Origin of the sequence: Leptolyngbya sp. O-77, assembly GCF_001548395.1 — a bacterium.
Classification (GTDB): Bacteria; Cyanobacteriota; Cyanobacteriia; order Elainellales; family Elainellaceae; genus Thermoleptolyngbya.
Genome location: NZ_AP017367.1, coordinates 1,537,892 through 1,551,987, shown reverse-complemented (window position 1 = coordinate 1,551,987; position 14,096 = coordinate 1,537,892). Strand labels below are relative to the sequence as shown.

12 protein-coding genes are annotated in these 14,096 nt (G+C 57.9%); 7 read left to right on the top strand and 5 right to left on the bottom strand.

Going from position 1 to position 14,096, the window contains the following annotated elements; all coding sequences use genetic code 11:
• Positions 1 to 13 precede the first annotated feature (13 nt).
• From kdpB to O77CONTIG1_RS06595, 4 genes are all read left to right on the top strand, one after another.
• Positions 14 to 2,029 (top strand): potassium-transporting ATPase subunit KdpB, encoded by a 2,016-nt coding sequence (gene kdpB, locus O77CONTIG1_RS06610; RefSeq protein ID WP_410503502.1) that lies wholly within the window; start codon positions 14 to 16, stop codon positions 2,027 to 2,029.
• A gap of 131 nt (positions 2,030 to 2,160) precedes the next feature.
• On the top strand, positions 2,161 to 2,283 hold the full coding sequence (gene kdpF / locus O77CONTIG1_RS26020) for a K(+)-transporting ATPase subunit F (RefSeq protein ID WP_225894703.1): 123 nt from the start codon (positions 2,161 to 2,163) through the stop codon (positions 2,281 to 2,283).
• 101 nt (positions 2,284 to 2,384) lie between these two features.
• Positions 2,385 to 2,978, top strand: a complete 594-nt coding sequence (kdpC, locus tag O77CONTIG1_RS06600; RefSeq protein ID WP_068509081.1) for a K(+)-transporting ATPase subunit C — start codon at positions 2,385 to 2,387, stop codon at positions 2,976 to 2,978.
• Between the two features lie 21 nt (positions 2,979 to 2,999).
• Positions 3,000 to 4,133 carry a universal stress protein gene (locus tag O77CONTIG1_RS06595; protein ID WP_068509079.1) on the top strand — a complete coding sequence of 378 codons (1,134 nt, stop codon included), beginning with the start codon at positions 3,000 to 3,002 and terminating at the stop codon, positions 4,131 to 4,133.
• Between the two features lie 54 nt (positions 4,134 to 4,187).
• Here the strand turns inward: O77CONTIG1_RS06595 and uvrA are convergent, their stop codons facing one another.
• Positions 4,188 to 7,286 carry an excinuclease ABC subunit UvrA gene (gene uvrA, locus O77CONTIG1_RS06590; RefSeq protein WP_068509077.1) on the bottom strand — a complete coding sequence of 1,033 codons (3,099 nt, stop codon included), beginning with the start codon at positions 7,284 to 7,286 and terminating at the stop codon, positions 4,188 to 4,190.
• Positions 7,287 to 7,584: 298 nt separating this feature from the next.
• Between uvrA and O77CONTIG1_RS06585 the strand changes: the two genes are divergently transcribed.
• A complete protein-coding gene (locus O77CONTIG1_RS06585; RefSeq protein ID WP_068509075.1) occupies positions 7,585 to 8,088 on the top strand; it encodes an SRPBCC family protein in 504 nt (167 codons plus the stop codon).
• 131 nt (positions 8,089 to 8,219) lie between these two features.
• Positions 8,220 to 8,948 carry a PHP domain-containing protein gene (locus O77CONTIG1_RS06580; protein WP_068509073.1) on the top strand — a complete coding sequence of 243 codons (729 nt, stop codon included), beginning with the start codon at positions 8,220 to 8,222 and terminating at the stop codon, positions 8,946 to 8,948.
• Positions 8,949 to 9,513: 565 nt separating this feature from the next.
• Here O77CONTIG1_RS06580 and O77CONTIG1_RS06570 read toward each other — a convergent pair.
• The 4 genes from O77CONTIG1_RS06570 to O77CONTIG1_RS25400 form a co-directional block, all read right to left on the bottom strand.
• Positions 9,514 to 10,206: a response regulator transcription factor gene (locus tag O77CONTIG1_RS06570; protein ID WP_068509070.1), complete on the bottom strand. Its 693-nt coding sequence runs from the start codon at positions 10,204 to 10,206 to the stop codon at positions 9,514 to 9,516.
• Positions 10,207 to 10,285: 79 nt separating this feature from the next.
• The gene (locus O77CONTIG1_RS06565) at positions 10,286 to 11,863 is read right to left on the bottom strand and encodes an AMP-binding protein (protein ID WP_068509067.1); all 1,578 of its coding nucleotides are present in this window, start codon (positions 11,861 to 11,863) and stop codon (positions 10,286 to 10,288) included.
• Positions 11,830 to 12,540, bottom strand: a complete 711-nt coding sequence (menC, locus tag O77CONTIG1_RS23360; RefSeq protein ID WP_286132575.1) for an o-succinylbenzoate synthase — start codon at positions 12,538 to 12,540, stop codon at positions 11,830 to 11,832. Before menC ends, O77CONTIG1_RS06565 begins: the two co-directional genes overlap by 34 nt.
• A gap of 20 nt (positions 12,541 to 12,560) precedes the next feature.
• On the bottom strand, positions 12,561 to 12,836 hold the full coding sequence (locus O77CONTIG1_RS25400) for a hypothetical protein (RefSeq protein ID WP_068509063.1): 276 nt from the start codon (positions 12,834 to 12,836) through the stop codon (positions 12,561 to 12,563).
• Between the two features lie 169 nt (positions 12,837 to 13,005).
• Here O77CONTIG1_RS25400 and lexA point away from each other — a divergent pair, with 169 nt between their 5' ends.
• Positions 13,006 to 13,866, top strand: coding sequence for a transcriptional repressor LexA (lexA, locus tag O77CONTIG1_RS06550; RefSeq protein ID WP_068509061.1), 861 nt, complete (start codon positions 13,006 to 13,008; stop codon positions 13,864 to 13,866).
• Positions 13,867 to 14,096: the final 230 nt, after the last annotated feature.

Genomic DNA, 14,096 nt, shown 5'->3' with positions numbered 1-14,096 from the left:
GCCCAAAGCTGAAATGAGCGGACTCTATTCGCGGGCGATTCAGCAGGCGTTTGTAAAGCTCAATCCGCGTGTGATGATTCGCAATCCGGTGATGTTTGTAGTGTGGATCGGCACGATTATCACGGCGCTGCTCACCCTCAACCCTGGTCTATTTGGCACTGTGCCGGGCGAAAATCAGCGATTCTTTAACGGGCTGATCACGCTAATCTTATTTTTCACAGTCTGGTTTGCCAACTTTGCCGAAGCAGTGGCCGAGGGACGCGGCAAGGCGCAGGCAGATGCGCTGCGGGCAACTAAAACTGATGCGATCGCCCATCGTATCTTATCTGATGGTTCTGTCGAAGAAGTAAGCTCCACTCGGCTCCAGCGGGGCGACCAGATTCGCGTGGTGGCGGGCGACGTAATTCCGGCGGATGGCGAGGTGATTGGCGGCATCGCGTCGGTGGATGAGTCGGCCATCACGGGCGAATCGGCTCCCGTGCTGAAGCAACCAGGGACGGACATCGCCAGTTCCGTTACGGGTGGCACGCGGATTATTTCCGACGAGCTGCTGATTCGCGTCACGGCCGATCCGGGTAAAGGCTTTATTGACCGGATGATTGCGCTGGTGGAAGGGGCAGAACGCAGCAAAACCCCCAACGAAATTGCGCTGACAGTGCTGCTGGCCGTGTTAACTCAGGTGTTTTTGGTGGCGATTGCCACGCTTCCCCCGATCGCCCGATACGTGCAGGCTCCGGTCAGCATTGCCATGTTGATTGCGCTGCTGGTGGCGCTGATTCCCACCACCATCGGCGGGCTGCTCAGCGCCATCGGCATCGCTGGGATGGATCGGGTGGCACAGTTCAACGTGATTGCCACTTCTGGACGCGCAGTAGAAGCCTGCGGCGACGTAAATACGCTGGTGCTGGACAAGACGGGCACAATTACTTTGGGGAACCGTCTGGCAGAGGAATTCATCCCGGTGAATGGCCACACGCTATCGGAGGTTGCCGAAGTGGCGCTGGCGGCCAGCGTGTTCGACGAAACGCCAGAGGGCAAGTCAATTGTGCGGTTGGCAGAAGATCTGGGCGCACGGGTCAATTTCCAGCGCGATCGCGCTGAAGGGATTGAGTTCTCTGCTCGTACCCGCATGAGTGGCACCAACTTGCCCGATGGCACCGAGATCCGCAAAGGCGCAGTCGAGGCAATCAAAGGATTCGTGCGATCGCGCGGTGGGCAGACTCAAGCCGATCTAGATGCTGCCTATGAACGAGTCTCGCGGCTGGGCGGAACGCCGCTGGCCGTCTGTCAGGATAGCGACGTGATGGGCGTGATCTATCTCAAAGACATTATTAAAACCGGGATTCGAGAACGCTTTGATCAACTGCGGCGGATGGGAATTCGCACGATCATGCTCACAGGTGATAACCGGATTACGGCATCGGTGATTGCGGCTGAGGCAGGCGTGGATGACTTCATCGCCGAAGCCACGCCTGAAGACAAAATCGACGTAATTCGCGCCGAGCAAGCCCAAGGAAAACTGGTAGCAATGACGGGAGACGGAACCAACGACGCACCGGCTTTGGCCCAGGCAAACGTCGGTGTGGCGATGAACTCTGGCACGCAAGCCGCTAAGGAAGCCGCCAACATGGTAGACCTGGATTCTGACCCCACCAAGCTGATCGACATTGTGACGATTGGCAAGCAGTTGCTTATTACCCGTGGCGCACTCACCACCTTTTCGATTGCAAACGATGTGGCTAAGTATTTTGCAATCATTCCCGCCCTCTTTGCTGCCATCGGCATCGGCAGGCTCAACGTTATGGGGCTTTCTAGCCCGCAGTCGGCTGTGCTGTCTGCTTTGATTTACAACGCGCTGATCATCCCGGCGCTGATTCCTCTGGCGCTAAAAGGTGTCCAGTTTCGCCCCCTCACGGCAGATCAACTGCTGCGTCGCAATATCCTGATCTACGGATTGGGCGGTGTGGTGGCTCCGTTTGCTGCAATCAAGGTAATCGATCTGCTCATCTCTGCTACGGGTCTGGCGTAGTGGCTGTTTCGTTTTCGGTCAGCTGATCGGTTTTGTTTTTGCCCACTTATGACGCTGAAACTATGCTTCGTCTCACTCCAACATCTCTATTTTTGCTGTTAACCGCTGGTCTGTTGCTTGCACCTGCCGTTATGGCAGCTACAGGCGATACGCTGACGCGGGGACAATCTTATGCGATCGCCCTGCTGGGTCTAGTGATTGCTGCACTGTCGATTTATCTGTTCGCCGTGATGTTCCAGCCCGAAAAGTTTTGATGGGAACCAGAACACCATAAGCTATCTTCCAGCTGATTTCCGAGACTGTGCTGTAAGGCTCTCAAGCGTATCAAGCAAACGTTTCTTATTTATTCCAAAAAATGACTCGTGAATTTCTTCGCGCTGTTCGCACAACCCTGACACTTTGGCTCCTCACCGCCATCCTTTATCCGTTCACAATGATTGCTGTCGGGCAAGTCGTATTTCCGTTCCAGGCAAACGGCAGCCTGCTTACCAATGCTCAGGGCACACCCGTCGGCTCTGCGCTCATCGGGCAACCGTTTGAGGGCGATCGCTACTTTTGGAGCCGCCCCAGCACGACCACTTACAGCACGGGCGACCCCAACGACGAGGCCACGGCAGCAGTCTTGCAAACAGGCGTTTCTGGAGCCAGCAACCTCGCCCCCAGCAATCCCGCGTTGCTAGAGCGCATCCAGGGCGACGTGGATCGGCTCAGACGGTCAGGGATTCCCCCAACAGCCGATCTGGTCTACACCTCTGGCTCCAGCCTTGACCCGCACATTAGTCTAGAATCGGCCCAGGCTCAGATTCAACGGGTCGCTGCCGCTCGCAACGTGGACGCAAGCCAGCTAGAACCCCTCATCGCGCAGCACATAGACGGTCGATTTCTGGGCATTTTTGGCGAACCGGGTGTAAACGTCCTGAAACTGAATCTGGCGCTGGATGCGCTGTAGACCTGACCTCCCAACCCCATCATGTATAACCCAAAGAGCGACTCTTCTTTGCCGTCGGACGGGCTATATGGCAATCCTGGCGGCAAGCGGGGGAAGCATAAAATTTTCATCGGCATGGCTCCCGGTGTCGGCAAAACCTACAAGATGCTGGAGGAAGCGCATCAGCTCAAGGCTGAGGGCGTCGATGTGGTGATTGGCATCCTGGAAACCCACGGACGACGAGATACCGCAGAACGCGCAAAAGGATTAGAGATTATTCCTCGGCTGCGCGTGTCCCATGAGGGCACTGTTCTGGAGGAAATGGACACAGACGGGATTTTAGGGCGATCGCCCCAGCTCGTCCTGATTGATGAACTGGCGCATACCAATGTTCCTGGCTTGCCCCACGACAAGCGCTACCAGGATGTCGAACAGATTCTAGACGCTGGTATTGATGTCTATTCCACTGTCAATATTCAGCATCTTGAAAGCCTAAACGACATCATTGCTCGGATTACGGGTGTGGTGGTGCGGGAGCGCATTCCCGATCGCCTGCTGGATGAAGCAGATGCCGTTGTGCTGATCGATGTTACGCCAGAAACTTTGGAAGCGCGACTTCGTGACGGCAAGATTTACGAGCAGGAAAAGATTCAGCAATCGCTGGCAAATTTCTTTCAGCGGCGCAACCTAATCGCGCTGCGAGAACTGGCGCTGCGAGAAGTGGCCGACACCGTAGAGGAAGAAGCCAACAATGGCGAGTTAAATGGTCAGTCCTGCAATATCCACGAGCGAGTGTTGGTCTGTGTTTCGACCTATCCAAACTCGGTGCAACTGCTGCGTCGAGGGGCAAGAATTGCAAACTATATGAATGCGCCGCTTTACGTGGTGTTTGTGGCAGACCCCGATCGCTTTTTGACCCGCGAAGAGTCTCTGCATATCGAAACCTGTGAAAATTTGTGCCGCGAATTTGAAGGTACGTTTCTACGAATTGATAAACAAAACGTCCCGCAGGCGATCGCCCAGGTTGCCGACGAGTATCACATCACCCAAATCGTCATCGGCGAAAGCCAGCAGCCCGCCTGGAAACGTCTGATCAAAGGCTCCTTTACTCAAAAGCTGATGAAGCGCATCCATCAGCAGCACATCGATCTGCACATTATTGCGACCGAAAAGTAAGAAATCTGAAAAGTAAGATATCCGGCAATTACACTACAATGCTCACCAGGGCGCTTACTTCACAGGGGGATGCTGGGCCAACACTTTTTTCAGATATTGTCCCGTGTAGGATTCTGGAACCTCAGCAACCTGTTCCGGTGTGCCCACCGCAATAATCTGACCACCGCGATCGCCCCCCTCTGGGCCCAGGTCAATCACCCAGTCGCAGCAGCGGATCACGTCCAGGTTGTGTTCGATGACCAGCACTGTGTTGCCCATGTCCGTCAGGCGTTGCAGCACGTCCAGCAGCTTGTGAACATCGTAGAATGACAAGCCGGTAGTCGGTTCGTCAATCAGGTATAGCGTCTTGCCCGTGGCGCGGCGCGAGAGTTCCGTCGCCAGCTTCAGCCGCTGCGCCTCACCGCCAGAGAGCGTCGGCGCGGTCTGCCCCAGCCGCACATAGCCCAGCCCCACGTCCACCATCGTTTGCAGCTTAGCCGACGCTTTGGGAATATTCTCGAAATACTCCAGCGCCTCTTCCGCCGTCATGTTTAGCACGTCGGAAATCGACTTGCCCTTGTACTTTACTTGCAGCGTCTCGCGGTTATAGCGGGCCCCTTTGCACACCTCGCACTGCACGTACACATCCGGCAAAAAGTTCATCTCAATCACGTTCACGCCCTGCCCGCCGCAGGCCTCGCAGCGGCCGCCCTTGACGTTAAAGGAAAACTGCCCCGCTTTGTAGCCCCGCGCCTTGGCCTCAATCGTTTCGGCAAACAGATCGCGAATCACATCAAATACGCCCGTATAGGTGGCGGGGTTCGATCGCGGCGTGCGGCCGATAGGCGACTGGTCGATAACGATCGCCTTGTCGAGGGCGGCAAGTCCCTGTATTTCCGCCATTTCCTTGGGCTGGGGCACCTTGCGCCCAAAGTGGTGTTGCAGCGCCGGATACAGCAGTTCGTTGATCAGCGTCGATTTGCCAGAACCTGATACGCCCGTGACGCAGACGAATTTTCCGAGCGGAATATCGACATCCAGGTTTTTTAGATTATTGCGGCGGGCATTGCGGATCTTGAGGCTGCGGCTATTGCCCTTGCGACGCTCCGCGGGCGTTTGAATCACCCGCCGCCCCGACAGATACGCGCCCGTCAGCGAATCCTCTGCCTCCAGCAGGTTTTGCAACGAGCCTTGGGCCACGATGTTGCCGCCGTGAACGCCTGCGCCAGGGCCAATGTCCACCAGGTAATCAGCAGCGCGGATGGTGTCTTCGTCGTGTTCCACCACGATCAGCGTGTTGCCCAGGTCGCGCAGGCGGGTGAGCGTGTGCAAGAGGCGATCGTTGTCGCGCTGGTGTAGCCCGATGCTGGGTTCGTCCAGCACATACAGCACGCCCGTCAGGCCAGAGCCGATCTGTGTGGCCAGGCGAATCCGCTGCGCCTCGCCGCCAGAAAGGGTCATGGCCGTGCGATCGAGCGTCAGATAGTCCAGCCCCACGTCCAGCAAAAATTGCAGCCGCGCCCGAATCTCCTTCAGCGCCAGGTCGCCGATTTGCGCCTGCCGAGGCGAAAGCTGCATCTGGTTGACCCGATTCAGGCATTCGCGAATCGAGACGCTGACCAGGTCTTTCAGGCGATATTGCCCCAGGCGGACGGCCAGAGCTTCGGGCTTGAGGCGATCGCCCCCACACACTTCGCAGGGCTGGTCGATCAGGTATTGCTCCAGCTTTTGCTTGAACTGCTCCGATGTGGACTCTCGATACTGGCGATCGAGCATAGGCAGCACGCCCTCATACTTGCGGTAATAGCCCTTGGTGTCTCGATAGCGCGAGTCCGACTCGATGTAGATCTTCTCATCGCTGCCGTGCAGAATGACGTGCTGCTGGTCGGGGGTCAGCTTTTCCCAGGGGGTCTGGATTTCAAAGCCAAAGGCCTGCCCGACGCTGTAGAGCAGCGAGAAGTAGTAGGTGTTGTCTCGCTCCGACCAGGGGGCGATCGCCGCATACACCGGCAGGCTGGGGTCAGGGACGACCAGTTCTGCCGAGAAAGTCCGCAGCGACCCCAGTCCGTGGCAGTGGGGGCAGGCTCCGTAGGGCGAGTTGAAGGAAAACAGGCGGGGCGACAGTTCCTCCATCACCGCGCCATGTTCAGGACAGGCGAAGTTTTCGGAAAACAGCAGCTCTAGCTGATTTTTGGGTGCGTCTTGCTCCGAATCCACACCATAGCGGCCCGCAGGCTCCGCCGCCATCCCCGGCAGCACGGGCAGTTGCAGGTCAGGATTGGTGGGAAACTGCACCACGTTATCCACTTCCGGCAGCGTCGCGTCGATGATGGCGATGCCCTCCGACCGTTTGAGACAGGTCGAGAGCGAGTCTACCAAGCGTTCCTGAATGCCGTCTTTCTTGATCAGGCGATCGACGACGATTTCGATGTTGTGGAACTGGTTTTTGTCGAGTTCGATGTTGTCGCTCAGTTCGCGCACCTCGCCATCGATGCGAACCCGCACAAAGCCCTCTGCCGCCAGCCCCGATATCAGCTTCTTGTGCGTCCCTTTTTTGCCGCGCACCACGGGCGCAAGAATCTGAAACTTGGTGCGATCGGGCAGGGTCATCACCTGATCCACCATCTGGTCGATCGTCTGCGGTGCGATAGAGCGATCGCACTGGGGGCAATGCGGCTCCCCGGCTCGACCGTAGAGCAGCCGCAGATAGTCGTAAATTTCGGTGACCGTGCCGACGGTGGAGCGCGGGTTGTGGGAAGTCGATTTTTGGTCGATGGAGATGGCGGGGCTGAGGCCCTCGATCGCGTCTACATCGGGTTTGTCTACCTGGCCGAGAAACTGGCGGGCGTAGGCGCTGAGGGACTCCACATAGCGGCGCTGCCCCTCGGCAAAGATTGTGTCAAAGGCCAGTGACGACTTGCCCGACCCCGACACGCCCGTAAACACGATCAGGCGATCGCGCGGCAAATCCAGATCCACGTTCTTCAGATTATGCTGACGAGCGCCGCGAATCCGAATCGTGTTTTGGGGATTCGCTGGAGATCCGGGCTGGGCGATTTCCGCCAGCCGGGTTGTATCAGACAGGTCTTGGGAAACCGGAGCGTGCCCATTTGCAGACTCGCCCGAAGAATCGACTTTTTTCCGGCGCTTGGCAGTGTCGGCACGTTGAGGCATAGGGGCTGGGGCTGGCAGGCGAAACCACTGGCGAAACCATTCTTAACATTCTACCGCTCCTGGACGGGCGCACGGCTGGTTCACCGGAGCGATTCAGAGAATCTGCTGAGAACGATTTGCAACGCTTGTCCATCCTAGCGCGATCGCCCGTATTAGTACATAAGCTCACCCACGGCAACCATCCCCAAGACATCCACTGGTTTAAGGGTCACCGTAAGATTAAACAGGCAGGGAGCAAATAGCATGATGCAAAACGGTTTGCTCCCATCCCAAGCGTCCTGTCTCCTACCGTAAACCCATGGCCGAATACCATTTTGTAACGCTGTGGCAGTTTGCTGCGCCAATCGAGTCCGTGTGGAATGCGATTACCCAAACGCAGGACTGGCCAACCTGGTGGCAGGCGGTGCAATCCGTCGAAGAACTAGAGGCCGGTGACCCAACTGGCATCGGACACATCAGCCGCTTTGTTTGGAAAATGCCCCTTGGTTATACACTCGCGTTTAATACGCAGCTCGTGCGCCTAGAGGCTCCAATGCTGATGGAGGCGATCGCCAAAGGGGACGTAGAGGGGCGCGGACTATGGGAACTATCGCCCATTCCAGAAGGCTGTCAGGTGCGCTATAGCTGGACAGTTCGCACTTCTGGGCGCTGGATGAATTGGGCAGCCCGCCTGGCCAGGCCGATCCTAGAATGGAACCACAATGCCGTGATGAACCAAGGCGGCAGAGCGCTGGCCGATCACCTAGGAATCCAACTGATCGCCACAAAATCAAGCGTTGGCGGCAGCCCTGCGAAGCAATAGCTCCCCGACCCTAGCGTTTCCATCCTTCTAATTTTTAATGTGCGTTTGCCCTGGCGATCGCCCCTCTTGGTTGGCAATAAGTTTCCAGAAACCCTAGAATTGCGGATGTAAAACATCATGAAGCGTAGACTATGGCGGTTAGTCTCACCCCAGGGGTGAATGCTCAGTCCTCAGGGGCACAGGATGCTGCATCACTGCGGCAGGTGTTTCAAACGATTACAGCCGAAAGCTGTCCCCGGTTTTACAACTTTCACATGCACACAGTTTGCTCAGATGGCAAACTCCAGCCGGAGCAGCTTATGGAGCAGGCGATCGCCATTGGACTTTCAGACTTGGCAATTACGGATCACCATTCCACGGGCGGCTATTTTCGGGCGCAGCAGTGGCTGAGCAATCTCCAGCCAGAGTGGGTGGACGAGGGAGAGAACCCTGCGTCTAAGCCCCTGCCCCGCTTGTGGGCGGGCATGGAGGTGACCGCGGAACTGTTGGCTGACGAAGTGCATATTCTCTGCTATGCCTTTGACCCGGCGCATCCAGACTTGCACGTTTATCAGCAGGGGCAGTCGGTCGAAGGGGAAGCGCGACAGGCCGGGCGGGTCATTGCTGCGGTTCACCGGGCAGGCGGGCTGGCGGTGCTGGCGCACCCGGCGCGATATAAGCGATCGCCCCAAGAGTTGATTCCCGCCGCTGCCGACCTGGGCATTGACGGCATTGAAACCTACTATGCCTACAACAACCCCTTGCCTTGGCAGCCCAGCCCCCGCCAAACCGAGGAAGTGAGGCAACTGGGCGATCGCCTGGGTCTGCTGCACACCTGCGGCACCGACACCCACGGGCTAGACCTGTTGCAGCGGCTCTAGGGCGGGTTGGGCCCATTCTGTTCGAGCGGTTCGAGCGGTTCGAGAAAATGGCAAAAAAAGACCTCTGGGCGGGGCGATCGCCATGCGTAGGAATGCATTCTCGATTTGCTCAGTACATTGCGAGTACGCACAATGCTGGTACGTAAATTGCGAGTACATTGCAAGTGCATTGCGAGTGCATTGCAAGTGCATGGCTGTACACCAATCCGCCAGAGATCCGTGAGCCTACTGCCGTCCAGGAATACATCTGGAACTAGCGTTACAAGCACTAGGTTACAAATAGAAACACCCCTTCTCAGGAAACACGGGCATCGACGCTAGGGCATAGCGCCGACCTGGGATGTCATTAGCCCTACCATGCCTGCACAGGCGATCGCCAAAAGCAGCATAAATCCAAGGGACTGTCCCAGGTGCTTAGAAGTCTGCATGGGTGTTTTCTCCATTACATCATTAGAGAATGAAGATAACAGTCTCTTGAGGAGTGAAACGAAAGATGTCGCTAAATTAAAGAAAAGTAATACTTCGCAATCTTTGATTCGGCAAATTCCCCTAAGCTCCGCATTGTTCACTTCGTCAAACCATGCTCCAGGGCATAGCGCACGAGCTCCGTGCGGCTATTGGTGCCCGTTTTGCTAAACAATCGGCTGACGTATTTCTCCACATTGCGGACACTGGTGTCGAGGCGGCGGGCAATTTCTTTGTTCATCAGCCCTTCGGCGACCAGTTCCAGCACGCTCTGCTCGCGGGGCGTAAAGTCAAGGTGAATCGGGGCGGGGGTTTGGGCGATTGTCCCTTTTTGGGAGAGCAGGGCCCGCAGTTGGGCGATTTGCTCTTTGATGTCGGCCAGGTCGGTCTTTTCGTCGTCGCCACCCGCACGGGCGATCGCCGATCGACGCTCCAGCAGGCTAGATACGATAGCCACCAGTTCTTCTGGGTCAAACGGCTTGGGCAAGTAGGCATCGCAGCCCGCGTTGTAGCCCTGAATTCGGTCGGAGGTCATGCCTCGCGCCGTCAAAAACACAACGGGCAGCGTCTCGAAGCGGGGATCTTCCCGGAGTTGCTTAAGAAACTGATAGCCATCGACCTGGGGCATCATGATGTCGGAAATGACCAGATCGGGTAAAAGCTGCTGAACCTTTTCCCAGCCTTCGCGGGCGTTGCTGGCGACTTCTACAACAAAGCCGCTGTCTTCTAGATACGCCTGCACAGCCTGGCGCAATCCAGGTTCATCATCGACCAGCAGCAGCCGTCCGCTCATGGACGTTCCTCCCGTGTCTCAAAGTGTATGCCTCGGTGGACTGAGGCACGATTGTCGTCATCCAAAACTTTAACAGGACTTACGCATTTCGCGCAGTTTCAGGAGAGGGCAGGTCTTTTGGGCAGCCCCCATCGCCGACTGGCGGCTGGGCGGTTTGCAACCATTCCGCAAGCTGGCGACGATTGAGCTTGCCCTGGGCGCTGCGGGGAATGTGGTCGGTGGCAACCCAGCATTTGGGCTGTTTGAAGCGGCTGAGCTTGTCTTGCAGCGCAGCTTCCAGCCGTGTTGGGGAAACCTGGGAATTGGCGGGAACGTAGAGCGCCGTCACCACTTCCCCCCAGTGGCGATCGCCCACCCCCACCACCGCCACATCCTGCACCAGCCCCGTCGCCCGAATCGCCGCCTCTACTTCGGCGGGAAACACGTTTTCGCCGCCCGTGATAATCTTGTCGCTGCTGCGGCCAGCAATGTGCAGCCGTCCTGCCCCATCCAGCCAGCCCAGATCATCGGTCACAAACTGGCCGCCAAAATCCGACGCTCCCCAATAGCCCCGCGCCAGCGAAGCCGCCCGAATTTGAATTCGCCCCACTTCTCCGGCAGGCAGCGGCGTTCCGGCTGTGTCCACAATGTCCACCAGCGCGTGGGGCAGCACCCGCCCACAGCCCGTTTCCCCCGCCAGAAATTCCGCTGGCCGCTGGGTGGCAATTTGCGAGGCAGTTTCGGTCATGCCGTAGGTGGGGGCGAGGCGGAGGCCCTGCTGTCGCGCTTGGATGAGCAGGTCATCCCAGGCCGGCGCACCGCCCAGCAGGATTGTGTGAAATTGGCGCAGCCAGTCTGCCCCCCCTGGCAAGTCAAGCAATCGCTGGAGTTGGGTGGGCACAAGGGAGAGGAAAAAGCATTCGGGGGCGATCGCCGGAAAGTCTCCCGCCTCCAGCGCCTTGAAGGAATGCAGCGCCAGTTGCCCACCCGACACCGCGCTCCGCAACGCCTGCATCAGCCCGCTGACGTGATACAGCGGCAGCACACAGCAGCAGTTCACCGGCCCGCTGGCGAGTTTTGGCTGAAAAAACTGGCGAAAGCCCTGGACAGCGGCAAGAAGCGTGTCTCCCGTATGGTGAGTAAAGCGAAGCTGGCCAGAGGAGCCGCCTGTAGGAATGAGGAGATCTGGAGGCTGTGCTGCCCTCCCTTTTCGTTCTTCGTTCTTCGTTCTTCCCTCACCCGCAGAAGCAAGGAGAGCCGGAGCCTGTACCGGATCAAGAGGAAGCACGGGATAGGGAGCGGTGGGGGTAAGAATGACCAAAGGGGACAGGTGGTGCTGGAGTTGATCCCATTCCTGCACGCCCCAGGCGGGGTTGCCAAGGGCGATCGCCCATCCCTCTAGGCAGTCCGACAAAATGGCCGCACAAAGGCTGGCCAGAAAGTTCAGCGGGTCGGGTTCGGCAATCAGCAGCGTTGCCAGGGGGCGCGTTTCCCACGGAGCTAGGGGGTGGGCGATGTGGCTCCGCAGCGCTGGGGTGATTCCCGTAGAGATCGCTTCGCGAATCGCCGCCTGTCGGGACTGAACCTGCTGGGCAAAGGCGGCAGGATCGAGGCCAACTAGCCAGGTTCGATGCAGGCAGTCGGCTAAGATATCGCGGAGGCAGTCAGGGTTTGCCATAGGGCGGCGGCGGAATCTTGCTCAAACGCAGGGTCGCAAAACCAGTGGGCAACGCCATAGCCCAGGGCGCGATTGGGTCGGTTCCCCCAATTCTCTAGTTGCACCAGATGCGCCTGGATATAGCGGCGGGCCACGGCAGTTTCCAGCGCAGACGACCAGACGACATCGACCGGGCGCTGCTGACAGAAGGCGCGAAGCTGGCTGGGAAATCCGGCGATCGCCGCTTTGATCACCACCACGCCGCGCCAGCCGTGCTGCCAGCAGGTGTGCAGATGGGCCAGCGTAGCGACAGACTCATCCAGCGCCAGAAGCGTGGGAAAGCGCTCGGCCAGCTTCAGCATCGCGTCAAACTGGGACGGCGCGAGGGGCTGCTCCAAAAATTCTACCTGGGGATGGGCCGCGCATTGCTCCAACCAGCGGCAGGCTGTGTCCCAATCCAGCCCGCCGTTGGCATCCAGCCGCAGCCTTGCATTGGGCGGAAGCTGCCCAATTAGCGCCTTGAATTCTGTCAGTTCTGCGGTCAACTCGCTCACACCGATTTTCTGCTTAAAGGTGCGGTGTCCCATGTCCCAAAGCGGCTTCCAGACAGAAATTGCCCTGTTCCCCGCAGGCAATAGGGCGCTGAGGTCGGACGGCTCCCAGTCGGGCGGGTCAGACTTTCCGAGGTCATGCTGCATCAGCGAATCCCAAGCAGATTCTAGCCCAAACTGGCAGGCAGGCAGCGTGGGGGCGATCGCCCCGGATATCCCGCCAGATCGAGGAATTCGGGAAGCGACTGGCAGAGGGCGATCGCCGCCTCCAGCGTTTCGCTACCAAACCAAGGCAGGGGCGCAATCTCGCCGTACCCCGTCCTGCCCCCTGCATCCGTCAGCTTCACCAAAATTCCCCGCCGCTCGCTCCAGACTCCGTGGGCAGTCATCAGCGGCCGTCGAAATGCCCGTCGATACTCCCGAAATTCTGCCCGCACGCCCATGATGCACCTCGCCGGATCGTCCTGAAAATATCGCCCTTGAGATATTGCCCTGAGATGTAGAAATTGTGAAGCGGCAGGCGGCAAATTAAGGCAAATAAAAAGTTTTTGATTCGGTATAGAACGAGTGAACTATGATGTTAGCATTTAGTATAAATAAACTATTGCAGCCATGCCTACGGCCAAGCCACCCACCGCCAAACGGTCTACAGTCAGGCAATCCACCCGCCAGTCTATCCCCAAGCCGCTGACCGTCAAGCAGCAGCGATGCCTGGATTGGGTGACGGAATTCATCCAGCAGCAGGGCATTTCGCCCACCTATGAAGAAATTCGCGTCGGGCTGAGCTATCGCTCTAAAGACCCCGTGCGATCGCTCCTCAATGCTTTGTGCAACAAGGGCTATATCACCCGCAAGCCCCACAAAGCCCGCGCCATTCAGGTGGTTCAGTCGAGCCAGGTGAACGGGGCAAAAAACGGGCGATTGCTCCAGCTTGTTCCGACCGAGGCCACGGGCACGGGTTCGACTGTCGAGGCTATGCCAGAGCCATCCGCCACTTCTCCCTGGGCAGCGCTAGAGCAGGCTTCGCCCAAATCCAGGAGTCGGCGCAAGCTGCCCCAGGGCATTCCCCTCCTGGGTGGCATCGCAGCCCACAGCCCCAAGACCACCTTTGTAGACGAGCCAGAAATTTATCTGCCGCTGGAACTGTTTCCTAACCTGGCGCGGCGATCGCCCTACGACCTGTCCCAGTTGTTTGCCCTGCGCGTCCAGGGCGATAGCATGATCGAGTCCCCACATTTTGGACGGCGACGTGATCTTGCTGCGCCGCACCCCCAGACCCCGGCTTCGCTGAAAAATGGGGCAATTGTGGCGGCTCGCGTAGGTGATGCAGCGACGCTGAAGCACTACCTGCGCTCGGAAACAACGGTAACGCTCCAGCCCGCCAACGCCGCCTATCAGCCAACTGTGTTTGACGTGGAAGAAGTGGACGTGCAGGGCGTGTATACCGGAATTTTGGTGCGCGGTGTGGTTTGAGGACGATTGATTTTGGATTGGCGATTTTAGATGGCTCATTCAGCACTCATCAGGCTTGCAGCCATTTCATTCGCAGCGTTACTTCGGAGAAATATTGGGGCTGGTAGCATTGGAATGCAGTTTGAATGACCGGCTTGAAGCATCAGAATGGCTGAAAATCGCTGCGATGCGGCTCGAAACCTGTCCTAGAATCAGGGTGACGTAATTGCGCGATTCCCGTAAGGATCGCC

Coding starts and splice junctions, on each gene's coding strand:
- O77CONTIG1_RS06595 (WP_068509079.1), top strand. CDS start 3,000: ATGTATAACCCAAAGAGCGACTCTTCTTTGCCGTCGGACGGGCTATAT.
- O77CONTIG1_RS06585 (WP_068509075.1), top strand. CDS start 7,585: ATGGCCGAATACCATTTTGTAACGCTGTGGCAGTTTGCTGCGCCAATC.
- lexA (WP_068509061.1), top strand. CDS start 13,006: ATGCCTACGGCCAAGCCACCCACCGCCAAACGGTCTACAGTCAGGCAA.
- O77CONTIG1_RS06580 (WP_068509073.1), top strand. CDS start 8,220: ATGGCGGTTAGTCTCACCCCAGGGGTGAATGCTCAGTCCTCAGGGGCA.
- kdpC (WP_068509081.1), top strand. CDS start 2,385: ATGACTCGTGAATTTCTTCGCGCTGTTCGCACAACCCTGACACTTTGG.
- uvrA (WP_068509077.1), bottom strand. CDS start 7,286: ATGCCTCAACGTGCCGACACTGCCAAGCGCCGGAAAAAAGTCGATTCT.
- O77CONTIG1_RS06565 (WP_068509067.1), bottom strand. CDS start 11,863: ATGGCAAACCCTGACTGCCTCCGCGATATCTTAGCCGACTGCCTGCAT.
- kdpB (WP_410503502.1), top strand. CDS start 14: ATGAGCGGACTCTATTCGCGGGCGATTCAGCAGGCGTTTGTAAAGCTC.
- menC (WP_286132575.1), bottom strand. CDS start 12,540: ATGCAGCATGACCTCGGAAAGTCTGACCCGCCCGACTGGGAGCCGTCC.
- kdpF (WP_225894703.1), top strand. CDS start 2,161: ATGGCAGCTACAGGCGATACGCTGACGCGGGGACAATCTTATGCGATC.
- O77CONTIG1_RS25400 (WP_068509063.1), bottom strand. CDS start 12,836: ATGGGCGTGCGGGCAGAATTTCGGGAGTATCGACGGGCATTTCGACGG.
- O77CONTIG1_RS06570 (WP_068509070.1), bottom strand. CDS start 10,206: ATGAGCGGACGGCTGCTGCTGGTCGATGATGAACCTGGATTGCGCCAG.